The sequence below is a fragment of the Aliinostoc maniaoense genome (genome assembly GCF_058172895.1).
On the sequence record NZ_CP187953.1, the window covers coordinates 60,742 to 84,753 of the forward strand.

Consider the following 24,012-nt stretch of genomic DNA (forward strand, 5'->3'; position numbering starts at 1 on the left):
TCTGATTCATGTTGGCGCAGTCTTTAAGCGATCGCCTATATTTTCCTCTAAGAATGGGATAGGGCGATCGCATACCCTTTCACTTTATAGCGATCGCCTATATTTTCCTCTAAGAATTTGCAGCAGACTCATCATCCCTAACCTCTAACTGATAAATCCGCATTGATGGGTGTTCATTCATCATCCGCCAGTAATACCCAGCAGGCAGAGGCGACACCCTACCACCACAACGGTATAAGAAAACTGGCTCACCCTGGCGCATGGCTTTTTTCATCATGCGCTCTAAACTGGGGTCTAGTTCATTGCTGTTATACCAAATTAGGTGTGATTTACCAAAGTAACCCGCATTCAGGAGACTTGCAAACAGCCATTCTATCAGTGATTGAATTTGTTCTGGTTCAACGCCGCTACTTTGTTGCCCGTAGCCTTCAATTGTTGGCTGGGCTGGTTTGGGTTTGAGGAAGTTCAAGATTTTCATAATGGCAAGGAACGCAACTATTACCAGGATTCCCATCTCAGCTTCTTGTTATATTGGCTCTCCTAAATTATCTAATTCTGCGATGGCAACGAGAACACCGCAGGCATCGCTAAACGGCTATTATCCCATCGCTCAAAAATTGCTAGAGTGAGTAAGTAAGACTACCGAACAGCTTTACCACTTGAATTTGAAGTAAATTTAAAAAAGGAGATACATCAATGTCAAGCATTTTAAAAGTTATTAATGAAACTACATTTAAGCAAGACTGGAGTGTGCAAGGAAGTAGTTTGGCAAACGAAAAAAAGTTAGGTGTTAAAAAAGGTGATCTCTTTTCTGTTATAAACATTGATTATTTTGATGATAGTAAGGAAAAAAATCCAGCGACATCTGAAGAAAAAAAAGATTATTGGTATGTGCAGTTTGAAAAACCACTCCACGGTCAGGAATCGTGGTATGTTTATCGTCCTCATGTAGAACATTGGGCTTTCGGAAAAAAATTGAAATAGGGTATTGGGAAGAGTAATTTTCACGATTGGTGGTGAATTTTTTCTCGTTGCCACAGTGAGGTATAACATCTTTAACTTTTCCTCTGGTGCGGACGCTACGCGTTTGCGTAGCATCCCGAAGGGAACGCTTGATTTAGGCGATGGCGTAACCGCCGACCGTAGGTCATCGCTCTTAGCCTGTTATCGCTGCTCTCAAAAATTGGTAGAGTGCTTAAGATTACTCAATATCTGTGCCACTTTACCAATGAATAATGACGTTGTAATTTTTCTTATCAGTGCTGCACTGCAACCTAAAAATCCCATTAAAATCTGAACATCATTCCACTTAGTAAACAAGAGCATATGTCTCAACTGTTTGCCGTTGTCGTAGCAACTGTTCCAGAGTATTACGAGTATAAAAAAGCTCACCCAGAACATGACCAAGACCAACTGGCTTGGTTTCGTGAGCAGCAGGAGAAAGGAACATTACTGTGCTGTGGCCCGTTTTTTCCCCATGATGGAACGGGGCTTTGGGTAATTCGGGCGGACAATTTAGAAGCGGCTCAAGCCATTGTCAACAGTAGCCCCCGTGTGCGAGATGGAATGTTAGCTGACTCTGCTAGAGTTGTGGAGTGGCAGGTTCACATTGGACATGAGCGTTTTGAGAGGTAAAGCGATAAAGTTTTATTAATTATAGTCTTCAAAACTCAAGATTAATTTACATAAAACATCTGCACAAGTTTGATCAAGTCACTTTTTGCAGGTTCACCTTTATTCAACCATTCTATTAAATCAGAAGGATACAACCAAAAACTTTCAATAAAATCATTCTGATTGTAATCTGGTTCACAATCTAATTTGATTTCATAAACTTTCATAAAAGCAGACACTTGATATTTATGTGGTGTTAAATAACCCAATAACTGCGTATTAACCATGTTTAAATCTAAATTTAATTCTTCTTTGAGTTCACGATGTAGAGCATATTCGTAAGTTTCCCCACTTTCCACATGACCACCCATGCTGACATCAAGACAAAGGGGAAAAATTCGTTTGTGTGCAGAACGGCGAGGTATCCAAAGTTGTCCTAGTGAATTAACAACAAAAGCATTGACAACTCTAAAATTGCACAGCCCTTGACTATATATTTCTGAGCGTTGCTTTTGTCCGATAACGCGATCGCTTTCATCTACAATGTCAAGTATCTCCGAATCTTGCATCATACAGATAGAATTAACACTTATTAAATAATATACAGGTCGTAGAGGACTGGGGGTGTTCCTTTAGGTTGCTGGAGGTATCCCTGTTTTCCTCTAAGAATTATGCTGCAATACTGTTTCCAAGCGGCTGGTAAATTCCGATGAGCGATACACTACGCTCTCAGCCCAGGCGATCGCAAATCAAATCAGAATGCACAAACACTATCAAAATGAGGAGGTCAAAACAAAATTTTACAAGGCATTCTAGAGTTAAACCTAGAAACCATGTTGGATGCCAAAGATTATGACAATCTCTTTGAATCACACTATAGTTCCTGCCCATGATAAACAAGCATCAGCAGAGTTTTTTGCTCATATTTTTGGTTTAAACGTTGAACCTGCTGGGCATTTTACTACTGTGCGAGTTAATGACACACTCACACTAGATTTTGACAATAGAGAAACATTTGAGTCTCATCATTATGCTTTTCAGGTCAGCGATGAAGAATTTGATACTATCTTTGCCAGAATCAAACAAGCTGGTCTGGAATATAGTAGCGACCCCATGCACCAGAACATAGGAGAAATTAACCACAGAAAAGGAGGGCGTGGGTTTTATTTTTATGACCCCAATGGCCATAACTTGGAACTGTTGACCCGTGATTAGTGAATTGGGAGGAGCGATCGCAAGTCATAATCAGTTGCTCAATTGCCCGTGTCATCGCTACATACAATAACCGTGCTTCTTCTTCAGGTGTGTGGTATTGATACAGTTAATTCGTTGATTTATTTTTTGCAAAGAGAGAAAATTTTATTATCTTTTTTTAGAATATAGGAATCATATTTGATTTCTGAAAAAAACTCAGTACACCTGTGTTACTTCTTTTCCTGTTCCCTGTTCCCCGTTCCCCGTTCCCTACCTACGCAAATAATTTCAATATTCAAGTCGGATTCCTATATTAACTCTAAAATTGCAAGTATGTTTTAGTTTAGATCAGGTTAAAAATTAAAACACTGAAAGCTATATAGGATAAGTATTTTTAGTGTATGCTATAAAAATTTACATATATTCTATAACAATACTGCTAATACATATATATATTTTGATAAACTCTAAAAATAGATGATTTGTGTAATTATTAAGGCTGTTTTACTGGTTTATGTCTTCCTCTGAAAGTTTTAACAAGGATGATTCCAAATTAATAGAACTTAAAGAACAGGAGTCCAAGCTTAAAGTAGAGGAGCTTAGACTTAAGGAAATTGAACTTGAGAATAAGAAAATTGAAATTGCTAAAGACCGATATATAGAGACATTAAGAATTTTAGTAACTGGATTTGTTGTAACTCTTATTCCAGCAATTATAAATTATCAGATTCAGAACCAAAGAATTGAAATTGAGAAACTTGCCAGTGAGAAAGCATACTTGCAAGAGTTTTCTAATGATGTAGTTAAACAAGATGATCTAGTTAAAAGACGAAATTTTGTTGAATATATTGCTACAGTAGCACAATCCGAATCATCAAGAAAGCGTTGGAATGAATATCTAACAATAGTTACTCAATTAGCAGAAAAGCAGGAAAAAATTAATACAGAAATTGAACAAAAAACAAAAGAATTAAACCAAAAGATTCAACAAGGTAATGTTCCTCAAGAAAAAATTGTTCAAGTCAAGAAAGAGTTGGAGATCAAAGAGGCGGATCTTAGAACCCTCATTGAACAAAATCAACTTCAAAAGACTGAAGTTTTTCTTAGTAAAACAGAGCTAATTAGATTAACTCAAGATGTTTATAGTTTGAGAAGGGACATTCGTAGAGCGGCAGTTTCTGAATTAATTAAATCTAAGTGGAAACCATATCATCAAGAGTTAGTTGATAACTTACTAAAGCTTTTTCAAGGAAACTCAAATAATTATTTTGGGATTGTGAATACTTTATTTATTCTTGATACAGTGGATGTCAATTTGCTTAAGAATCCGTCAAATCAAGCTAGAGTTAATAATCTAATTACTCAGTCCAACAAGATTCTAAGCCCAAATGATAAGCAACAATATCGTCAGCCTATTGTCGATAAACTAAAATAGGTTTTTCCTCTCTGCGAGACGCTACGCGAACGCTTGAATTATGCTGCAATACTGCGTCCAAACGGCTGGTAAATTGAGAGGAGCGATCGCAAGTCATAATCAGTTGCTCAATTGCCCGTGTCATCGCTACATACAATAACCGCGCTTCTTCTTCGGGTGTGTTGTACTCATCAGGCATAAAACCAACACCAGGAATTAACACCACAGGAAACTCTAACCCCTTAGATGAGTGCATGGTGATGAGTTTGATGCTTGGTTCGTCTGGGTGATAATTGCGGCTTTGACTATCTGCATTTACCCATTCAATGGGGATTTGGGCTTGTTGGAAGTGCTTGTTAATGTCTTCGCCCATGAATCTAAGGCGATAAATAATGGCTATTTCATTCCAAGCTGTACCACGCTCATGCAATTGTTGCACCCGTTCGGCTAGATAATCTACCTCATGTTTAAAACTGGGGAGTTTAATTAAATCTGGCATTATCCCTTGTCTTCCAGCACTAGCGGGTTCTACCAATACTATTTGGTCATCATCCCCTGTGGTGGGTTGCATTACTTCCTTAGCAAATTCATAGGCTACCTTTAACACCTGTTCTGTGTTGCGGTAATTGAGTTTTAGTATGGTGGTGCGTCCCTGTGCCTGGATGCCTACACTCTTAAAGCTAAATTTCTTGTCGCGTTTTTCACCGTAGAGGTTTTGAGCATCGTCATACAAGATGAGCAGTGAGTTTGTTTCGGGATTGACCATCTGGGCAATTAACTTTAACCACTCCGGTTTAAAGTCGTGGCCTTCATCTAGCATCACTGCGCCATAAGTACCAGCAGGTATTAACTGGGCATCGACAGCTGCAATAACTCGGTTCACCAGTTCGTTTGTGTAAGCTTCACCTTGATAGTCTCTAGAATCAGGTCTGGGGATGTTGTATTTTTTGAGTAAATCCATGCACCAGCCATGAAAATGTCGTACTTTAATGCGGCTAATTTTGTTGGGGTCTTCTTGAACCACTTGCCGCAGTTTGGCAGCAAGAGAGACATTGAAACACAGCACCAATATGGGCTTATTACCAACTTGTGCAAGATGTTGGCAACGGTAAGCTAAAATCATGGTTTTTCCAGAACCCGCTACACCATGAATTACCCGATGCCCATCACCTAAACTTCTTGCTAACTGTTCCTGTTGCAAGTCCATGATTTTTAGAATATCTGGGATTTGCAACTGCGGTGATTCTTCAGTGGTGTCTACATCAAATAAAGATAATTGTTTGGCACTAATGCGTAAATCTGGGAAGATATGCCAGCGTATTCTATCTATTTGGTGAGGAGTGAGAGTCTTGCCAAATTGATAGCTGCACAAATCCCAAAGCCGTTGCTGAAATTCGCCTGCATCGATGTTTTCATACATCTCATCTTTGCAGATAACCAAGTGTGACTCAAATACGGCTGGTAGTTCACTTTCATCGAATGCTTTGCGGGTGATGTTAGTCAATACCACGCCGTAACCGTAGGGGATGATTAGTTTACCTTGATATTTACCTGCTTGCTGCACCAAAAGTGCATCTTTTTCTAGCATTTTGTTGACTGCTAGGGCATAATCTCTGGCCTGTTGTAGTGGGTGTTGAACTTCCTTGACCCCATTTTCAGTAATGATGGTGACTGTGGAGGGATTGATACTTTGAATGGTGTCGAGTTTCCAGTCTTTCACCTCCAAAATAAATAAGCCCCGGCTGGGGTGCAGCACAATAAAATCTGGATGCAGTTGCTTTTTACCTACTGGCACGTCATACCATAGCAGGTAATCATCCTCTAATTTTTCCTCCAAACGCTCGGCTAACCTCCTCTCACCGGGGGTCATCCGCATTGAACAGCTATTGAATGAGGGAATTAGGGTGGCCATAGGTAGATGTTTACAGGGGCGGTTCTACTGGTAGTTTTCCCTTTATGGGGTGCGATCGCACTCTCTATTTTTCCTCTAAGAATTTGGTTGGAGGCGATGCTTGCTGTGGGTGAAGCGATCACTCTGTAAATATTCATAAAGTATTAATTGTACAGATTCTTTTCTTGTTACCCTTTTTATCTTAGGGGTCTATTATTACCTTCAGTTTATCTTTAGTACAGTTTCAAATCCTCCTTTATCCCTATAGTATTCACAAGCATAGATTTCAGGGTCTTTTGTTGGTAAGATAATTCGTCCACATTCTACTGCTATTGATACAGGAACTGCTGGTAAAATGAAAATTTTGCAGTTCTTTCCATGCTTTGCTTGAATTTGATTAAGTAGTTTACGGTACTCATAACTGAAAATTTCAAGTTGTCTTTTTGATCTCAAAAAATGAGGTGAAGGTTCAGAGACACTTATCTGATAAATATTGGAATTGCCTGAAACTAAATTTTCGTATTTATCAAGCCCAATAGTATCGCTAATTGCCAATTTTAGTAATACAATTTCGCTTTTTCCTTCTTGTTCACAAGATACAGAGTAAGGTGGATCAACACTAACTTCTTCTTGCCAAGACCAAGTTTTACTTGTATTCTCAATGTTTCTATGAGATTGGTAAATGTCAGTCGGAACTGTATCACCTATACACCTACCTAAATACATCAGCAAAGGCATAGGTGCTATTGCAAATACGGAGAAATGTTTAATTTTTACATCGTCAATGCCTTCATCTAAATACCTTAGAACTTTACGCTTAATTCTGGTTTGAGCAAATGCTTGCCATTGTTCAGGTGTTCCCTGCCTATCAAAATCGCTTTCTTCTATCTTTATTCCTTTTGAGTCGGTCGGAAACTTTGGAAACATTGCATTTCTTACTGCTTCCGCATTTATAGGAACAATTCTGTCACCAATATTTACAGAAAAAAGTAATACCGTTGATTTATGTATATCCTCTGGATAGCTAGTTTGTATCTCTATTCTATCTTCGTGTTCTTGCTTCCAAGTACGCAATAGTTCAGTTGGGTATGTTTCTGGATGGTCATCTATTTCTTTGTGGCATCTTTGACACAGAAGCATCAAGTTGGAAAAGTCTATTTGTAGTTCTTCCGACTGGTCTGTTCCTCTTGGCCCATCTTTACTTGAACCAATAATATGCGCTACTTCTGCAAAGTTTCCTTCTCTCAAAGTGAGTCCATTGTACCAAACAGGTGTATTGCACCCTTTGAACTCGCACCGTCCTGCTGATTTTACCCACAGTTGTAATTTTACAGATTCTGGGATACTTTTTCTTGCCATAGTTTATAAGATTGGAAAGTCAGTACCAAAAACTTTTCGCAATTTTGTACAAGCATCTGATAAAGAATATTCATTTGATGCGCTCAATAAAGTATCTCGCAAATTGATTAACTTTGCTTTCATTGATGCCATTTGATTATTACTCATTTTTTCAAAAAGGTCATTATAAGGTTGAACGGGAAGGTTTACACTTATTTGATTGTTCCAACTAAACATACTAATTATTCCAGTCACGACATTCAACAATGCTTTCATATCATTGTATTGAGCAGTACGAGTATAAGTAGATGGGTTGTAAATATATTCTTTTTGTGGCGTGAAAAGATTGTAGCAACAAGCAGTTAATGCTATTCCTGTTGGTCGTTCTGCACCTGTCGAAGAAAAATTATAATCTTTCCACCTCTTTAAGTATCTTATAACTCTACGAAACTGTTCTCTATCCAAATCATCACTGATTTTTGATTTTAGAAGTTCTTTAAGTTTAAAAGGTTCAGATAATTCCCAAATTTTTTTATCTTCAGATGAACCAGGAAAGCCTTTTGCAATATAGTTGATTTCATTACCTAAATAATCTTGATCAAGAGAATAAATCGCTAAATCAACATGAAACCATTTTGTGCCATTTTTATGGTACTGAACTCTCACACAAGGTCTTTTGATTTCAACTGTTCTTATTCCTGATTTCAAAGCGTAATAAACCCATTCTTTGACTTGAACTGGTTTGTAAAGATTTTTTGAAAAATTAAAGATTATACCTACGTCAATATCATAATCTTCTCCTGCAAGGGGTTCTACTCCCGTTGCTAAATCGTAACTGCCTTGATTAAAATGCTTAAATGTAAGTGTATTATTTGGAAATAACCTTGTTAGACCTTTTCTTAAATCGCTAACAATTAAATCTCTTTTTTCTCGTAATGCTGCATTGTCATCAAAGTCAATTTTAATGATTTGATAAAACTTGTTAAATTGTGTTTGTAAGTTTACCATAATTTTAAATCTTGGCGGGTTATACGCACTTGGGAAACGTGATATCCCAGGTTTACTCTAAGAATTTGAGGAGCGATCGCTTACGGTATTCATTTCTCTAACAATTATTTCTCTACTTTATGAACTGAACATAAAATTTTAACCATCAAAATTTTCAATAACATAGCGAACAGTATTTTCGTTGTAAATAATAGTAATGTCCTTTGGTAATTTATTTGTTTTTTTGTATTCTTCTTCTAGTTTTTTTGACCTAAAATGATAATGTGAATATTTTGGATTACCTTTAATTTTTTTTAAAATACCATTCATTTCCTTTTGTTTTATTGTAGGCTTGGCTTTTTTAACTCTTTGCCAAATATCTGAATATGATAATGGATACTTATCAATTGGATTTTGTTCTTTTACCACTATCACTGAATCTGAATTATTATCTATAGCTGTTATAAAACTTGGCTTTTCTAGCAACTTCTTTGCGGATTTAATCTCTGTTGCTACTTCACAAATAAAATAAAAATTACTAGACTGATTAAAAGATTCTTGTGTAGCACTTGCAGCTTTAATTATTTTGGAAACACAATCAGAATTATTTTCTATTTCCAAAGTAGAAAGTGTTTGGAAATTATATGCAAAAGCTAAAGGCATAATAAAAAAATTGTATTCTAATAAACTCCTTTCAAACCATTGATTGATAAGAGTCTGATAGTTTTTGAGGGATGCAACTCCTAGCGTATAAACTAAGTATGCTAAAGCAGCATAATCTGTTTCATAAAAATGAACAGCCGTATCACGAATTTCTATAAGTAGACCAAGATTGTCAATTATAGCTTGATCAAGAGCTAACTGCCTCATCGCCCTATTAATGTCTATAGTTAAATAATTTCCCGAACGGGTAGTTTTATATTTACCTTCTGCTAAACTGATATAAAGAGATTCTAGATTATCGTTTGCATCTTTGAGAATCTTTGCTTTAAGCAATAGCTCCCAAGCATTAATATTCAAAATTGTAAAAACTTGTTCTCGATATTTAAAGTCTGGCTTATTGTAGATTTCTATTGATGAAATTGCAGCCTGGATAGAATTGTTTAATAATTCTTCATGTATTGAACTCATAAAGATGAACTTCCTATAATTTAAAACTCCAACTCCTGTATTAAATATCAATATAATTAAAATTATTATTGTGGCTTAAAGACATCAAGATGTTCCAGTAGAGTAACTTCTTTGGCAACTGTTTGTACATCGGAAAATATTTTGAAATCTGGACAATTATCAAAGACAGTGAATTTATCTTCATAAGTTGCACAAACTATTGGATCACTGAACTTATAAGTTTTTTTAAGTCTATCCTCAAGATTATTTGATTTAATAAAATAAATAATCCAAGTGATTAAGTATCTATTGTTCATTTCATGAGTATTTAAATGATGAAGAAATTCTTCAAGATGCTCAATTATTGAATCTATATGTTTTAAACCAAAGGAAGAGTTTAAAATAGCTTCTATAATAGCTAAAATTTTTGGAAATGATTTTGTTCGTAAATCCGCAAGCATAAGCAGTAGACTTATAATTTTAGTTAGTGATTTTGTGTCTAGGTTCTTAATACGAATTTTGTATTTTTTAGTTGTAATGTCTGCTAAAAACCTGTCAATAACTCCACAACCGAGGTTATTTTTATCAATTTCAATAACTGATAAATATACTTCCTTAAAACGCTTATATTCGTAATATGATTTTGGCTTAGGATTTACAGCATGATACTCTGATACCCAACGTCTAAACAGACCATTTGGTAGACGATGGATTTCAGTCTTTCCATCATTAAGCTCAAGGCGATACTCCTTTAAAGCTGCTTGTAGAGCTTTGATTACTGCACGACCCTCTGTTTCGCCTTTTGCAAGAATACGGTAATCATCTTTAAACCTAACTACGACTACATCATTTTTTAATGATTTTGATAACTCTCTATCTACCCCTGATAGAACGATTTCAGAGATGATGTCTGACACTACAGGCCCGATTGGGACTCCATTAGTACATCCATCATTGGCATTTTGAAATAGTTTGTCTAAGCGATTTCCAATAAAATCGTAGTTTTGTCGGTTACTTGGTTGTCTGATAAAGGATTTACCGTGTAATGCCCACGGTATGCTGTGTGTGTAAATAGATGGATAAAAGTTTTTGATATCTGTTTTGAGCAAATACTTATATCGAAATGCAATAGATGCCACATCATTTTCAGCCATTTCAATAAACTCATAGATCATTCTTCCACTTCTAAGTTCACCGATAATTCCTGGTGTTTTATCATTCACAGGAATAGGAAAACTATAAGAGTAAACTTTATTATCTTTATGAAAAATACAGTTTACTATCTCATCCCAATTATCAGCAATCGTAAATGCAATATCTGAATTAATTTCTGGATCAATGATTCCAAATGTTCTATCTGTTAGCTCGGTTTTAGGGAAGTGTACTTGTTGAAATTCAGAAATTTTTGGTTGAAATTTTTTCGATGTATGTTGACAGTAAATCTTGCCAAAGTTGGGATATTTAGTTACCATAAAACATGGTGGTAACACATAGGATTCTGGAAAATAACCTTTAGTTACTAACCAATCATATATATCTGATTTATTAAGTTCTTGTGCAAGCTCTTTCGTGCGTTGAAAGTGTTCTTCTGGTGTACGACTCATTTTTTTTATATCGATTACAATATGTGTTTGGGATGATAATTTTTAATTAGCTAAAGCAGATAAAATTATTTGGTATATCACTGACAAAACAACTGTTTTTTTTGTCAAAATCTCTGGAATCTCTTGAATAAGCTGATATAAATAACCTTTGCTTTGCTCTCGTCATTGCAACATAAAATAGCCGCCTTTCTTCCTCCAAATTATTGTCACGAACACTGAAAAAACTGGGAAATTCACCCTCGGTAGCACCTGCAATGAAAACACTGTCGAACTCCAAACCTTTAGACTGATGAACAGTGATAATAGGAATTTGATTATTTTCCTGAGAAACTTGATCTAAATTTTTGGCAAGAGCAGTAAATTCAAGGATGCTACGTAAAGCCGTATCAGGGTGCAAATCTGGCTCATCCCGTTCTTGAAAAATTTGTACAAGATGGATAATATTTTTGAGGCGTTTTTCTTCTGCTTGGTAATAACTGTAGAGTCCAGATTCTACAAGCAATTTATCCAGTAAATCTGAAGGTCGTAGTGTTTGGCTAGCATTGCGCCAGTTATCCATCTGTTCGGCTAATCCTTCAAACGCCTCTCCATAGCGATACACCAATGCCTGACGGTAATCGGCTTTATGCTCAATAAGTGGAATTAGCACTGCTAGTAAGTCAATTGTGGTTCGCACATCATCCATTGCCTTATGACTAGGCAAGTGTGCAAGATTCAGATGCTTTGCTAATGCTTCTAAGTTGTAACGCTCAGATTCGATAAAACGATTTGCTATATCTAGCGTGTCTTCCCATTGCAGTTTTGAAGCAGTGATACCAGCTTTTTGGGCTTGGGCAGTCACCATCTTGATGTCAAAACCCACATTATGCCCAACTAACATGGAACTCCCGACAAACTCGAAGAACTCACAAAAAACATCTTTAGCTGGTCTACCATGTTCTGCTAGGAAGCGATCGCTATGTCCATGTATCTGCTCTGAATCACCAACACTGACAGTATTAGCAATGTAAGCATGAAACTCAGCTTGTGGTTTCCCGTGAACCAGACGAATTGCAGCAATTTCTACAACTTCATCCTTGCTGACAGAAAATCCTGTTGTCTCTACATCAAAAACAACTACTGTACTAGATGAATAGGTTGTCAAAAGTTCATTGAACGGATCACCGTTAATAAATGTCCGGCTTGATGCCATATCCGTTAAACTAAAGCCGCATTCCTTTCCTTGTTCAATTACTCCTTTTATAGTTGCCTCACCAATTCCACGACTGGGGCGAAGCAACATTCGACGCATTGAACCTGCATCAAAAGGGTTCAAGATGAGACGCAGATAAGCAAGTGCATCTTTAACTTCCTGCCGCATAAAAAATTGGAATCTCTCAACTGTGACGCAAGGAATACCCATGCGCTCCAACATCTGACTAACAACTTCTGTGCGTTTATGGCTACGGGCAAGAATTGCTACTCGGCTGTAGACAAAATCCTTCCGATTGGCTGCTAGTTGCTGGATTTGTCTACCTATCCACTCTGCCTCTGCTTGCTCATTTTTCGCTGAATGAACTTGAATCAGTTCTCCTACTTCACACTCAGGAGCAGGTGTAATCTTTGTTTTCCGGTGTTCAAATGAATCTGCAAACCCAGAAGCCGCGTTTAAGAGTGTTTTTGTTGCTCGATAGTTCCAAATTAGGGAATGTTCTGCTGGGTTAAAGTCATGCTTGAATTGCTCAATCACTTTATCCGGCTCAGATCCTCGCCATTCGTAGATGGTCTGATCTAAATCTCCAATCATTGCCAGATTGCCACTGTTAGCTGCCAGATGCTTAACAATACCGTACTCCGAAAGATGAGTATCTTGAACTTCATCAACCTGAACAAAATCAAACTTATCTGCCCAACGTTGGCTAATCTCCTGGTCATGCTGTAACATCACCCGGACATAAAACACGAGATCAGCAAAGTCTAAAGCGTGGCGTTTTTGTAAGGCAGATTGATACTGAGCAGCACGTTTTGCATCGTTCGAGCCTAATGAGGCATATAGTTTTTCTAGTGGATAATTCAGGGATAATTGGCGATCGCTAGCCAAAGTTTTGCAGTTAGCCAAGTCAAAAAACAACCGTTGGGCATCTTTATCATTCGATAGCTTGAAAACTTCCTTGATTAGTTCAATACAGTCGGCATCATCGTAGATTACAAAATCTGCTGGTAATCCAAGCTGACGAGCCTCGATCCGCAGCATAGAGGTACACAGACCGTGAAAAGTTTTAATTGTCAAATCACGTAATTGATTTGGACAATACTGAGATAGCCGCTCGCTCATTTCCTTAGCGGCTCGGTTTGTAAACGTTAGACAGAGAATCTTTTGAGGAGGGATGCCCCTATTTATTGCACATAGAACTCGCTCTGCCAAAACACGGGTTTTGCCTGTACCAACTGGGGCAAGCACTAAAATAGAGCCTTCGGTATGGCTGGCGATCGCATTTTGTGCCGAGTTAAGTTCATTGCTATACATATACAATTAAATTTAATTATTATTATCTGAGTAATTATTTGATTTAAGCCTTTTAGTCATTGGCTTAACTTCATAACCAATAGCTTCTGAAATTAATTTACATTCTTCTGGAGTTAGGTATTTTCTCACATACGCAGGAAACTTATCTGGTATGTAAGTTTCTTCTAGCCATTCATGGAATTTTCCTAGTAATTCATAGGGATAAATATATGCAAGCTGTTCACCTCTGCTATCTGGATAGGAATGAATATATTGCTCAAAATCAGTTTCATATCCATTCTTCCTTAACCAATCACGCCACGTTCTACCTACTGAAATATCAATAGTTGCTCTATCATGCAAAGGTGTTCCTTTAGCTTCTAAATCTCTCATCAATTTACCTATTTGCTCAAAAATACACCATGCACCTTTCGGTAATTTGGTTTTTTGTTCAAACAGCATCAAGCGTTCATACCAAACACGCTGGTAAGGATGTAAAGACTTAGGCTCTTGAGTAGTAGGAGCTTGACCTGTAAAAAGCCATTGCTCTACCCAGTCGGACACCATCATTTCAAATTCAGGTGAGAGCCACATAGCAAAAGAAACAGCGAGTTTGGGATGAATCCAAATTTCTCTATTTTTACCTTCTCCTTTCTTCTGTACAAGGTCATAAACCTCAATTCCAGTTTTAGTAGATAAAAGTTCTAAATACTCAATAGTTCTATCTTTTTCAAACCATTGATTAGGGTTTCTATATTTGCCAACTTGTTGCTCATACGCCCTTGTTAACTTAGTGGCATTAATATAGCCATCGATTTTGCGTTGAGTAACAACTAATTCGCCAACTAAGTGTTCAATATATTGCATGATTTCTATTTTTAGATTCGATATTTAGAGTTTGAGCAGCAGCCTTATAATCTAGTACATAATCAAGTTGCAACAACCGATCTAGTATCTTAAATTTTGCCTGTGTCCTACATTACTCACTAAAATACTTCTGCTTTAAGTCCTGACCTTGTTTACCCAAATCCTGTAGCTTTTGCTCAATCTTCTCCATAGCCATAGGTGAAGGCTTAGAACGCCCATTTTCCCAACGGTTAATAGTGGGGTAAGTAACCCCTATGTGTGCAGCAAACTGTTCCTGTGTTAAACCAGTCGAAAGGCGTAGCTCCCGAATGAGTTGACCAACTTCTGTTTGTTTAACTACCAAGGGCTGTTTAATGACCATCTGACTAAATTACCGCTTGATGTAGCAAGTGATATATCAAGTGTAATCATAATTATTTGAAAATCCAACGAAAATCAGCAAATTATCTAAAATTTACTGAGTTATTTAATGGTTATTATCTATAGCCTTGATAATTAATACTTAGTAATTACCACATATTTGGTTTTAGATAATACTTTTAGTTTTGACAAAATACGTATATAAGCGTTCAAGAATAACTTGACTAAACGCTGTTCTTCCATAAGTCTAGTTAAGATTGGTTATGCCCCCCATCGCATCCCTACAACTTCCAACATCACTGTAGTAATTGACACAAGCAGCCCCACAGTTGTGTAATAACTTTTTCCCACTGATGTTGTTGTGGCACGCTCCCGAAACCGCCGCATGGTGATATTAAACCACTCCCGTGTTTTGGGCATGGGTAGCTTGTACAGTTGGCGAGTGTTGACGAAGTAGTAAAATAGCCAATCTGCCCCAGCCTACATAAAGCAGCCGGGGGTATTACGTTCTAAATTGCTGTGAGTTTCAAACAACAGGTTACGAGTTTTGTTGCACCTATCGCCTACCAAAGCGATCGCTCCTATTTCAAGTGGGATGATTAAACCAAGCTAATTGCTGACCTATCTTTAATTCTTTGAGGGGAATTTCAACTGTATAACCAGCGTCTTGCAAGAGTGGTACTAAATATTCCCGGTATTTCCGACCAGCAAAAAATCGCACTAAACCTTTCTCTGGTAAAACTTGTAGAATTTCCTTATAAACTCCTTGTGACCACTGTTTACGCTCAGGAGCTTTCATTTTATTTAAAGTTACTTCGTAAGGTTCGATAATTGTATCCTTATCGAGTAAACCATGTTTTGCTGAGATAATATACCAGTCCCATTTTTGTTGTTCAACATAAGCTCTTGCTTTTATAAACCAAGGAGATTGGTATAAGTCTTTAGCAGAACTAGGTTGAGTTTGTTTCAAACTTACACAAGCAAGAAGAGTAATACTAGACATAGTTTATTAACCTAAAAATTGACCTTGTGGAACTGATTCTTTAACTAGAACGTGTGATGCTATCAAATCATTTTCTAGTTCTAACCGTTGATGATGAAACCATGAGTTATTGATGACCCAAGAACATTCTAAAATTGCGGCATTAGCAAATATATGTCCCTGTTCAGTTTTAGGATTTTGTGCTTTATTTAAATGATTAGCTAATCGAGACTTAATTATTCCTTCCCCAATGTAGAGCAGTTCTGATTGATTAGAACTACGAAGGCGGTATAGTCCTAACGAATTATTAGCAAGAGGTGTTAATGCTACTTTTGTAATAGAAACCCAATCAGACCACTGATGACCACACCAATGATTGCTTTGCGGCTCATCTTGCAACTTTCCTATAGGAGATATACCTGCTTGATGACTTTGCTCTGGCTCTGATACCAACCCACCCCTGAAGCGTTTTCCTGCTTGTACTAGCTTAGAGTTATTGGAAGAAGACATCTTGTAGCCAACAGGCATTCTACCAAAATTAACTGTAGGAGATTGACTACACTTTTGACGATAAAGACTAATGGCTAAAGCTTCCAATCCCTTCCGCCACGGTGTTGTTCCTTTAATCGGCAGCACGGATACTTCAAACTCGCAGCTAGAACTATGGCGTAAAGCCCAGAGTGCTGGGGCAGCAGTATGGGGATCACGATAAGGCATCTCTGAATCATAAATCCCTCGTAGCATTCCCAATCGCTTTTTGAGGGTCATTGTACCTTCGCCAGTTTGTCCTATGTAGTCAAGCTCATTTCTATTAACCCGACGTATTCTGTAAAGTCCGGGCAGATCCGGTATGCGTGACCCACGCCAGCATTCATTTAATGATTGCCAATAAGACCACGAAAAAATTTCTTCTACTTGAAGCATTAAGACTGTAATTGATGTTTTAATTCATACTTTAGTATTCCCTCATTTTTGCTTGTTACTAGCAAGATTAGTCAAAATCCTCGTAAAGCAATGAGAGCGATCGCCCCCTCCGAATCAAGCGAGGAAACCCCATTGCAACCATGTGAAAAGTAGCCTAGATATCTTGCAAATAAACCCATTTACCAGTACAAAGCCCGTAGGCTTAGTAAAATTTAGTCAGATGAATAAAATCTTATTCTTGTGTACAGGTAACTACTACCGCAGTCGCTTTGCGGAAAACTTATTTAATTGGTTAGCCACCAAACAGGGGTTAGATTGGCAGGCTGATTCTAGAGGGCTAGCACTTGAGCGTGGTATTAACAATGTGGGGGCAATTTCCAAGTATGCGGCTGAGGCTTTAGCAGTGCGATTGGTGAACCTACCAGATGATGAACGGTTTCCAATGCCAGTAAGTGAGCTAGATTTTCAGTCAGCTACGAGAGTTATTGCCCTAGATGAATTAGAACATCGTCCACTGATGAATGAGCGGTTTCCCCAATGGGCAGATGCAATTGAATACTGGCTAGTTCACGACATCGATAAAACCTCTGCTACAGTTGCCCTTGGGCAAATTGAACAACATATACTGCAACTGATAGAACAACTGGTACAAAGTTATTAGCGATCGCCTCTCATAAAATCAAGAGAGGAAAAACCAAACCGTAAGCGATCGCGTTGCTCCCTTGTGAAATTTAGTTTCTAGGCGATGTCTACGACGGGCTACGCCAACGCCGTTGATTCTGATAACAATCCCGACATATCCAAAACACGCTCTGACCACAAGCTCACTTCAGTTTGAACCTGCGTTAAAGCTGTAGCATCAGACCTGATTTTTTCCCAGTTAAATAGCCAACGTGTTAAAGTCCGTCCCAATTCCACTATCTCAGATGCTTGGTCAACATCTGTCTGCACCATGTTAGGCACAGTCCACTCAATAAAATACAAACTTTCTTTTAAAAGACTGGCTACTGCATCTTGAGGGGTTACATCCTCACAAAAAGATTTAATTCGGGCTAAATTTGTAGCTAAGTGACCCAAGCGAGTAGGGATATTATATTGCAGGAAGCGTTCTTGTTTTTGAGTCCAGTCAGTCATACGTTACCTAGCAACTCTATAATAATTTGGTCAACTTGTTCTCTAATGGTAGCGTCAAGTATCTCCATTGAACGATTACCCTGACTGGGGCGAATGTTGATGAGTGAATCATAGCTGATTTTTTGAGTAATCGGCATAAAGCCAGCACCCCAAATATTTTTTTGCAAGCTGCCATCCTCAAGTAAGGCTTGTTCACAAAAGTAGTGCATTTCACCGCCGCCAGCCAGGATACGGCGTTCTATGTCAACTGCTAGTTTAATATAAAACTTCTGCTCCTCAAGCATCTGTTCTATTTGTTCGGGAGTAGCCCGATTACGTATGATAATAATCAAGAGTTTTTACTAATATTTAATGTTAGCTAATTAGGGATCAAATCCCTTCAACATGATTATTTTAAACCATATTTAAATCATAAATTAAACACTTTGTTCATCGCACCTCATTTCAGGGTAAACTAGCTGTAGTTAGATTTTTTGATGCTGATTGAGAAATTATGTTGGTTGGTGCTGCTCTAAGAAAAACGGGTGAGGGTTGGGAATTTGCATCAGAAGCCGCACTAGAAGATTTTGTTTGGAATAACCTACAGCAGTTATTAGGATTTACCCCGCTAAGGCGACAGTATGCTGTTAAGGGTGAAGTCTGCGATATTTTGGCACTGAACCAGACGAAACAGTTAGTTATTCTAGAACTTAAAAATGCTGAAGATAGATATGTTATTCAGCAGTTAACTCGTTACTATGACAACCTATTAGATGAAAAACCATTTGCAGAGCAAATCGACTATAATCAGCCAGTTAAACTAATAGCAGTCGCACCATGCTTTCATAGACATAATCTGATTGACTGTAAGTATAATTTGCTAAAAATTGATTTATTACAGGTTAGTGTCATAAAAAATTATCAAGATTTCTATTTGCAATTACAGGATATTAATACTAATCAAACATGGTCAATTCCTATTCCTTATCAAGAGCTAACTTTTAGCAGCACGCAAAATATCCCAGAAACACCACAACTACTATTAGATTGGCTTGGTGCTTGCACTGGGTCAGAACAGCAAGCGATTATCAAGCTTAGAGAAAAAATCTTGAGTTTTGATGAGCGTATTCAAGAAGAAATAGTAGGTCGAAATACAATTCGATATGGCAGAGGTAAAAGCAAACCCGTAGCTGAAATTTGCTATCAAGTAAGTAAAAATAAACCGTCTAAACCAGTTATTTTTTTGTGGCTACCAACTCCTACATCATGGCGAAAAGAAGTGATTGGTAGAATAAGGCTTTGGCCGGATGATGAAATAGTTACTCATGTCGGTCATGTGCCAGAGGGTTTTGGCAAGATGAAACTTGAATCTGAGTGGCTAGCTATGCCAAAAGAGAAAAGACCAGGGAATTATTATCACAACAAATATTCTGCTTTAAATGCCACAATTTATAAAAAATTTCTGCAACCAAATTCGGAAAATGTTATTACTCTAGAATCACTAGCAGACTTAGCACTTACAAAGTGGCTGGCAAGGATTTAAAGTATTTGGCTTTAAGAGATGCTGCTTTGAGCGATCGCCTCCCATCAGATTCTTAGAGGAAAAGCCAAACCGTAAGCGATCGCACCCCTACCAACAAAATAAAATCCCCACACTTTAGGTAGGGACTATGTATTACAATTCTCAGCAGTTATATCAATACAAATGTACTATTAACTATGATTCAAGGCAAGCGATCGCTTTGTAGGGTAAACATCACACTCGTTCAATCATCTGGAAACTGCCAGCACGAGATATGTTCAACATTTTTACTGCCAACAACTTCACTAGGCACGGTGATGCTTAAAGGCTTTTAGAGTTTTTGCCTTTTTGAAAGTTGTTTTTTGGACAAAACTCCTAGTCCTATTGCTAATGCTGAAGCAAGGATAGTATTGGATTCTGGAACTGTTTTGAAGGTAGACGTAACCTTCACAGCATCGATACCAGCTTGGAAATCACCTCCAATAGCAGCTTCCCGAAAAGCCAATCGTACAGTAGAACCTGCCCACGGAGTTAAGTCGAATACAGCAGTATTCCATCCAGTTACCGGAAAAGGTTCGGCTACCGGAGCTACGATATTTGCTAATATGCCATCATCCGAAGAAACACCAAAGAAATTAGTAAATTCAGCCGGAACAAGATCGACTCTGAATAGCTGCACAGGCCCTTGAAAGTTATTAGTAAGGGGATCATCACTAACTGTCAGGGACATACTTCCAGAGTCTTGAAAAGGTCGTTTACTTTGAGCAAACCAAGCAAATGAAAGTGTATGCTTCAGCCCAGGCTCTAAGGTAATATCTTGATATAGTACAGTTGAACCAGACTCTTCATGATCTGTCACTGCATAGCTTTGTCCTTCAAACTGATTAATAATTTCAGTATTTGATAGCGAAGAAAAGCCGCCTGACGTTTCAAACCATCTTACAGACCTGTTAAAAGGTGAGCCAGAAGGTGGAGATTGAATAGGTGAAGAACCTTCATTAAAGATTGTCCATCCCAAAAAACCTGACTCAAACCCTCCGTTATTTATAGAAGCAGCTTTAGCAGCACTACAAAAACTCGACAAACTTATTAGGCTAACTATGCTGGCTACCAAGGTTAAAGATTTCATAAAATTAGAGGTCTAATTGATACATTCTTCTCAGTATTAACTTTTTCATGTAATGTAACTAGAATGTGTAATTTTAAAAAAATGTTTTGAATGTTGAAAACTGCGATCGCATTTGCGTATTAGCTAGGATTCAAGGCCAGCGATACCTACGGTAAGCTACGAAGATCCCCTATCTCCTGAAATTCTTAGAGGAAAAAGTAGGGGTACACTGGTACTATGCCAAAATTACCAGAGTGCGTAGGCGTAGCCCGCCGTAGGCATCGCTGTCTCCTATATGCCCATGACTCCCACTTTGTCTGTGCCATTCATCCAGATGGGGTAAATAGTGATAGTTGCTTAGACTTCAGAGAAGACCCCAACGCTGAACCTGTGGAACTGTGGCAACCAGCAGGTGCAAGTTATTACAATGGCGAGTTGATTTTACAACCCCGGCAACGCTGGACACAACAGCTAGAACTGCTAGATACCCATCCTTTATTTACTGGTAAATGCCCTGAGTGCGGCTATGAGTTTGACCGAGATTACACGGCAAGGGTGCATTGGGATTGCCCTGAGTGCGGCTGGATGGATGATAGCGTGTAGAGCAGAGAGAGCAATTTCTAACTACTGTTGTGCCTTGGGAGTTGCAGTAGGCGGATGTTTAATCTCTCCCTCGCTGTAACCTAAATCATACATACTTGCTGCTTGAGCATCTTGTTCTGGTGGCGTTTTAGGTTTTCCCGCCCAAGCATCAGATTTTCCTAAGTTAAACCAATCTTCATCACTCATCCCAGAACTGAGTGTGTTCTTTGTTGTGTTGTTCATCGATGCACTTAAACTTGACTAACTTGTTTTTTGTAAAGTTCATTAGATACTTCTTGAAGTTCTGGTTCAACTTCTGTCAAATGTTTTTCTAAAATTGCTAAATTGCGAATGTTAGATTTGTAGAAAGCGTCAAACAAATCTCCCACTAAAGGCACAGTACCAACGACTGTTTCTAAACCCACATTAAAAATCATTTTGGATAAATCTTGGCGTGATATACCAAAGCGGGTAGCTAAAAATATAATGTAAGCTGAAAACGCTGTACTGATTAAATCACCACCACCTGGAATTAAACCAATAATTGGGTCTATTCCAATACGAAAACTGGTTAAAGGAATGCGTATAGATGTATCCATCAAACGACTGATTCGGCGGATGCGATTTAGAGTAGCAAGGCGTTTAGCAGCGTCCATAATTTACGAGATTTACACTACTTTAAAATTGCACCATTTTTGATTATTTGTCTTGTACCGTTAGAAATAATTAAGTCTAAATAAAAATTCTGCTGCTTGACCAAAATGCAGATAAATAAGCCATACACTTTATACTTGATTGAATCACTCTATTATGGTTTATGACTAAAACCAACTCAGAAATTTTAGAACAGCTAAAACGAGCATCAGACGGCTTGCTATTTATGAGCGAGTCGGAATATCCTTGTGCAGCTTTCCTGTGGTCAGATATTGCACCTGCAACACCTGAAAAAGTATTACAACAGACCAACCATCCCATAGACACACCTGTAAAAATCGTAGGGGTTGATGATTTTTTTGGTGTAGCAACAACTCCTGAAGATTGGCACGATGAAGAAGAGTTTGAAACCGTCAAACGATTTCAAACTCTTGTGCAGACACTCAAAGAAAACCTGAGTAATTTGCAGGTGTATTGCCTCGGTAAGATAGAAATTGATGTTTATATTATTGGTGAAACTCCAGCAGGAAATTTAGCTGGCGTTGCTACTAAAGTTGTGGAAACTTGAAGTATTTAATAATTATCAACTTTACTTTCAATACTGGCTTGAATATTGGGGGAAACGTTAGAAAGAAAATCGTAACCCGTCAACGCCTCTAATTCGTCAACACTGACTTTATAAGCTCTCCAATCATTATTTAATTCTGGGTCATTCGGTATATTTACTGCAATAACGCGAGTATTAGCTGTAATACCCTTAAGCCCTGAGCCTGGGCTATCTAGTACGACAACTATCTTCCAAGTGGATTTGGGAACTGTCACTTTACCTTTGAGGGGTTGACCTTGACTACCACTAGGTCCAGCGACAATATAAAGTTCTTTGCCCTGGCTTATCAATTCTCGACAATAATCTTCTAAATTACCCCACGTATTTCTATTGTTATCGGGTGTCTGGGGCATCATGTTTGTCATGAGGAAAGTAGCCGCATTATCCTCTGCTGTTCGGGTGCGGTCTGCTGAAGGTGCAATATGCCCTCTGTCATAACCACTTCCAGAGTACATAGAAGGAGTCACTCGCACCCAACCCGCAGGCAATGTTTTGTCTGGGCGGAAATTATTCTGCCTGTCTGCATCTCCCAGCCATGAGGAGTTCAGCTGCCAAGCTACCCAGTTGGCAGTTCCCTTGCTGTTGTTGTAAGAGAGTGCATATTGATTTTTTACCATCAGGTAATTATCAGGCGTAAGCTTTGTTGGTGTTGCACCACTGGGATTTCCCAAGAGTAAATGCACGCTGATTGATGGGGAAAGTTCAGTTAATGGTGGCACTTGGGACTGGGCTGGCGAACACCCAACAATCAACGCCACCAACGTCGCTACACCCAAATTTCGACAAATTCCCATAAATTGACGCACCTTTAGAGATTTATTTCACTTCAGCATTTCTGATTGTATTTCCTGAGTTTCACTCCGCTTTGCTTCAAATTGTAAAGTCTCCTGCCCCACCATCCCTAATTTTTCCTCTAAGAATTTGGTGTAGGCGATCTTCGTAGCTTACCGTAGGTATCGCTCTTTCGGTGGAGTGTAGCCCATCACTCACTTTTCCTCTAAGAATTTAGCGGATCGCAATCAGAAGACCGCTTTCACTCTACAATCAGTTAATTGCTATCAAATTTGATATCAAATGACTGACCAAAAAAACCCACCAAGTGAAATGATTCGCGTCCCTACTGCCCTAATTCCAGCAGTAAAAAAACTATCTAAACTACATCGTCAAGGTCATACAATCGCCTTGCTGCAAGAGTTAGAGGAATTAATCACCCAGTTTGATAGCAAAATTGATAGCGATATTGCCCCTAGTAGTTTAGCAGTGAAGCAGCTAGAGGCGAAGCTAGAAACCAAACTAGATACAATTACCAAGAAGCTGGAGCTTCTTGAGAGGGCGATGGCTTCTCTTCGATACAGCAACAACACTCGACCTCGTAGACAAGCGTACTCATACCAGCAACCCCAAGTTGAACTACAGCCCAGAACAAATGAAAGTTTAGCCCAAAGACTAGGCGTTACTGCCCAAAGCCTGATTACTGAAAGAGAAAAACTCACCCCCAAAGAATTTATCAGTTGGTCACGTAACCGCGACCCCATGAGTACAGCTTGGGAATATCACCCCAATGACGGGCTGTACCATCCAGTGAAATAACTTCCTTCGTCTAAATGCTACACCTAAATCACCACCAACCCCAAAGCCAAAGCGAAGGTTTAACCG

At 38.4% G+C, this 24,012-nt stretch carries 30 protein-coding genes; 11 read left to right on the plus strand and 19 right to left on the minus strand.

Translation table 11 applies throughout. From position 1 onward, the window contains the following. Positions 1 to 109: 109 nt before the first annotated feature. The gene (locus tag ACPZ3T_RS29865) at positions 110 to 478 is read right to left on the minus strand and encodes a hypothetical protein (protein WP_490277455.1); all 369 of its coding nucleotides are present in this window, start codon (positions 476 to 478) and stop codon (positions 110 to 112) included. Between the two features lie 218 nt (positions 479 to 696). Here ACPZ3T_RS29865 and ACPZ3T_RS29870 point away from each other — a divergent pair, with 218 nt between their 5' ends. The 3 genes from ACPZ3T_RS29870 to ACPZ3T_RS29880 are packed head-to-tail and all read left to right on the plus strand — an operon-like array spanning position 697 to position 1,635. Further along, complete coding sequence (locus ACPZ3T_RS29870) at positions 697 to 984, plus strand: hypothetical protein (RefSeq protein ID WP_490277456.1); 288 nt, start codon at positions 697 to 699, stop codon at positions 982 to 984. A gap of 4 nt (positions 985 to 988) precedes the next feature. Continuing rightward, entirely contained in the window at positions 989 to 1,297 is a 309-nt protein-coding gene (locus ACPZ3T_RS29875) for a hypothetical protein (RefSeq protein WP_490277457.1), read from the plus strand. A 29-nt stretch (positions 1,298 to 1,326) separates the two neighbouring features. Continuing rightward, positions 1,327 to 1,635, plus strand: a complete 309-nt coding sequence (locus tag ACPZ3T_RS29880; protein WP_490277458.1) for a YciI family protein — start codon at positions 1,327 to 1,329, stop codon at positions 1,633 to 1,635. Positions 1,636 to 1,676: 41 nt separating this feature from the next. Here the strand turns inward: ACPZ3T_RS29880 and ACPZ3T_RS29885 are convergent, their stop codons facing one another. Beyond that, complete coding sequence (locus tag ACPZ3T_RS29885; RefSeq protein ID WP_490277459.1) at positions 1,677 to 2,186, minus strand: NUDIX hydrolase; 510 nt, start codon at positions 2,184 to 2,186, stop codon at positions 1,677 to 1,679. Between the two features lie 280 nt (positions 2,187 to 2,466). Here ACPZ3T_RS29885 and ACPZ3T_RS29890 point away from each other — a divergent pair, with 280 nt between their 5' ends. Together ACPZ3T_RS29890 and ACPZ3T_RS29895 are read left to right on the plus strand one after the other, a co-directional pair. Further along, entirely contained in the window at positions 2,467 to 2,829 is a 363-nt protein-coding gene (locus ACPZ3T_RS29890) for a VOC family protein (protein ID WP_490277460.1), read from the plus strand. A 493-nt stretch (positions 2,830 to 3,322) separates the two neighbouring features. Further along, positions 3,323 to 4,243, plus strand: coding sequence for a hypothetical protein (locus tag ACPZ3T_RS29895; RefSeq protein ID WP_490277461.1), 921 nt, complete (start codon positions 3,323 to 3,325; stop codon positions 4,241 to 4,243). On the opposite strand, the gene ACPZ3T_RS29900 is transcribed toward ACPZ3T_RS29895, so the two are convergent. Further along, entirely contained in the window at positions 4,221 to 6,134 is a 1,914-nt protein-coding gene (locus ACPZ3T_RS29900) for a 3'-5' exonuclease (RefSeq protein ID WP_490277462.1), read from the minus strand. The two genes, ACPZ3T_RS29895 and ACPZ3T_RS29900, sit on opposite strands and share 23 nt — an antisense overlap. A 6-nt stretch (positions 6,135 to 6,140) precedes the next feature. On the opposite strand from ACPZ3T_RS29900, the gene ACPZ3T_RS29905 reads away from it, so the two are divergent. Next, entirely contained in the window at positions 6,141 to 6,263 is a 123-nt protein-coding gene (locus ACPZ3T_RS29905) for a hypothetical protein (protein WP_490277463.1), read from the plus strand. A 72-nt stretch (positions 6,264 to 6,335) separates the two neighbouring features. Here the strand turns inward: ACPZ3T_RS29905 and ACPZ3T_RS29910 are convergent, their stop codons facing one another. The 10 genes from ACPZ3T_RS29910 to ACPZ3T_RS29955 all read right to left on the minus strand — a co-directional run bounded on the left by ACPZ3T_RS29910 (position 6,336) and on the right by ACPZ3T_RS29955 (position 16,770). Further along, complete coding sequence (locus ACPZ3T_RS29910) at positions 6,336 to 7,472, minus strand: SAVED domain-containing protein (RefSeq protein ID WP_490277464.1); 1,137 nt, start codon at positions 7,470 to 7,472, stop codon at positions 6,336 to 6,338. 3 nt (positions 7,473 to 7,475) lie between these two features. Next, positions 7,476 to 8,459 carry a nucleotidyltransferase domain-containing protein gene (locus tag ACPZ3T_RS29915; protein WP_490277465.1) on the minus strand — a complete coding sequence of 328 codons (984 nt, stop codon included), beginning with the start codon at positions 8,457 to 8,459 and terminating at the stop codon, positions 7,476 to 7,478. A 138-nt stretch (positions 8,460 to 8,597) separates the two neighbouring features. Then, on the minus strand, positions 8,598 to 9,569 hold the full coding sequence (locus ACPZ3T_RS29920) for a DUF3644 domain-containing protein (RefSeq protein ID WP_490277466.1): 972 nt from the start codon (positions 9,567 to 9,569) through the stop codon (positions 8,598 to 8,600). Between the two features lie 65 nt (positions 9,570 to 9,634). Further along, complete coding sequence (locus ACPZ3T_RS29925) at positions 9,635 to 11,152, minus strand: RNA-directed DNA polymerase (protein WP_490277467.1); 1,518 nt, start codon at positions 11,150 to 11,152, stop codon at positions 9,635 to 9,637. A 46-nt stretch (positions 11,153 to 11,198) separates the two neighbouring features. Next, on the minus strand, positions 11,199 to 13,658 hold the full coding sequence (locus ACPZ3T_RS29930) for a 3'-5' exonuclease (protein WP_490277468.1): 2,460 nt from the start codon (positions 13,656 to 13,658) through the stop codon (positions 11,199 to 11,201). Between the two features lie 12 nt (positions 13,659 to 13,670). Next, positions 13,671 to 14,504 (minus strand): KilA-N domain-containing protein, encoded by an 834-nt coding sequence (locus ACPZ3T_RS29935; RefSeq protein ID WP_490277469.1) that lies wholly within the window; start codon positions 14,502 to 14,504, stop codon positions 13,671 to 13,673. 112 nt (positions 14,505 to 14,616) lie between these two features. After that, positions 14,617 to 14,865 (minus strand): helix-turn-helix domain-containing protein, encoded by a 249-nt coding sequence (locus ACPZ3T_RS29940; protein ID WP_490277470.1) that lies wholly within the window; start codon positions 14,863 to 14,865, stop codon positions 14,617 to 14,619. Between the two features lie 260 nt (positions 14,866 to 15,125). Continuing rightward, positions 15,126 to 15,284, minus strand: coding sequence for a hypothetical protein (locus tag ACPZ3T_RS29945; RefSeq protein WP_490277471.1), 159 nt, complete (start codon positions 15,282 to 15,284; stop codon positions 15,126 to 15,128). 166 nt (positions 15,285 to 15,450) lie between these two features. Then, positions 15,451 to 15,867, minus strand: a complete 417-nt coding sequence (locus ACPZ3T_RS29950; RefSeq protein WP_490277472.1) for a DUF6884 domain-containing protein — start codon at positions 15,865 to 15,867, stop codon at positions 15,451 to 15,453. 6 nt (positions 15,868 to 15,873) lie between these two features. Next, positions 15,874 to 16,770, minus strand: coding sequence for a hypothetical protein (locus tag ACPZ3T_RS29955; protein WP_490277473.1), 897 nt, complete (start codon positions 16,768 to 16,770; stop codon positions 15,874 to 15,876). Between the two features lie 220 nt (positions 16,771 to 16,990). On the opposite strand from ACPZ3T_RS29955, the gene ACPZ3T_RS29960 reads away from it, so the two are divergent. Continuing rightward, entirely contained in the window at positions 16,991 to 17,431 is a 441-nt protein-coding gene (locus tag ACPZ3T_RS29960) for an arsenate-mycothiol transferase ArsC (RefSeq protein ID WP_490277474.1), read from the plus strand. Between the two features lie 98 nt (positions 17,432 to 17,529). On the opposite strand, the gene ACPZ3T_RS29965 is transcribed toward ACPZ3T_RS29960, so the two are convergent. Continuing rightward, on the minus strand, positions 17,530 to 17,904 hold the full coding sequence (locus tag ACPZ3T_RS29965) for a hypothetical protein (RefSeq protein WP_490277475.1): 375 nt from the start codon (positions 17,902 to 17,904) through the stop codon (positions 17,530 to 17,532). Then, complete coding sequence (locus ACPZ3T_RS29970; protein ID WP_490277476.1) at positions 17,901 to 18,236, minus strand: DUF5674 family protein; 336 nt, start codon at positions 18,234 to 18,236, stop codon at positions 17,901 to 17,903. Before ACPZ3T_RS29970 ends, ACPZ3T_RS29965 begins: the two co-directional genes overlap by 4 nt. A gap of 161 nt (positions 18,237 to 18,397) precedes the next feature. Between ACPZ3T_RS29970 and ACPZ3T_RS29975 the strand changes: the two genes are divergently transcribed. Beyond that, positions 18,398 to 19,426 carry an endonuclease NucS domain-containing protein gene (locus ACPZ3T_RS29975; protein ID WP_490277477.1) on the plus strand — a complete coding sequence of 343 codons (1,029 nt, stop codon included), beginning with the start codon at positions 18,398 to 18,400 and terminating at the stop codon, positions 19,424 to 19,426. A 310-nt stretch (positions 19,427 to 19,736) separates the two neighbouring features. Here ACPZ3T_RS29975 and ACPZ3T_RS29980 read toward each other — a convergent pair whose 3' ends face one another. Beyond that, entirely contained in the window at positions 19,737 to 20,534 is a 798-nt protein-coding gene (locus ACPZ3T_RS29980) for a hypothetical protein (protein ID WP_490277478.1), read from the minus strand. 216 nt (positions 20,535 to 20,750) lie between these two features. On the opposite strand from ACPZ3T_RS29980, the gene ACPZ3T_RS29985 reads away from it, so the two are divergent. After that, positions 20,751 to 21,116 (plus strand): hypothetical protein, encoded by a 366-nt coding sequence (locus tag ACPZ3T_RS29985; protein ID WP_490277479.1) that lies wholly within the window; start codon positions 20,751 to 20,753, stop codon positions 21,114 to 21,116. Positions 21,117 to 21,137: 21 nt separating this feature from the next. Here ACPZ3T_RS29985 and ACPZ3T_RS29990 read toward each other — a convergent pair whose 3' ends face one another. Continuing rightward, on the minus strand, positions 21,138 to 21,338 hold the full coding sequence (locus tag ACPZ3T_RS29990) for a hypothetical protein (protein ID WP_490277480.1): 201 nt from the start codon (positions 21,336 to 21,338) through the stop codon (positions 21,138 to 21,140). An 8-nt stretch (positions 21,339 to 21,346) separates the two neighbouring features. Then, positions 21,347 to 21,751: a DUF4112 domain-containing protein gene (locus tag ACPZ3T_RS29995; protein WP_490277481.1), complete on the minus strand. Its 405-nt coding sequence runs from the start codon at positions 21,749 to 21,751 to the stop codon at positions 21,347 to 21,349. A gap of 161 nt (positions 21,752 to 21,912) precedes the next feature. Between ACPZ3T_RS29995 and ACPZ3T_RS30000 the strand changes: the two genes are divergently transcribed. After that, entirely contained in the window at positions 21,913 to 22,317 is a 405-nt protein-coding gene (locus ACPZ3T_RS30000) for a nuclease A inhibitor family protein (protein WP_490277482.1), read from the plus strand. 5 nt (positions 22,318 to 22,322) lie between these two features. On the opposite strand, the gene ACPZ3T_RS30005 is transcribed toward ACPZ3T_RS30000, so the two are convergent. Further along, entirely contained in the window at positions 22,323 to 23,150 is an 828-nt protein-coding gene (locus ACPZ3T_RS30005; RefSeq protein WP_490277483.1) for a DNA/RNA non-specific endonuclease, read from the minus strand. 280 nt (positions 23,151 to 23,430) lie between these two features. Here ACPZ3T_RS30005 and ACPZ3T_RS30010 point away from each other — a divergent pair, with 280 nt between their 5' ends. Continuing rightward, a complete protein-coding gene (locus tag ACPZ3T_RS30010) occupies positions 23,431 to 23,946 on the plus strand; it encodes a hypothetical protein (RefSeq protein ID WP_490277484.1) in 516 nt (171 codons plus the stop codon). Positions 23,947 to 24,012 lie beyond the last annotated feature (66 nt).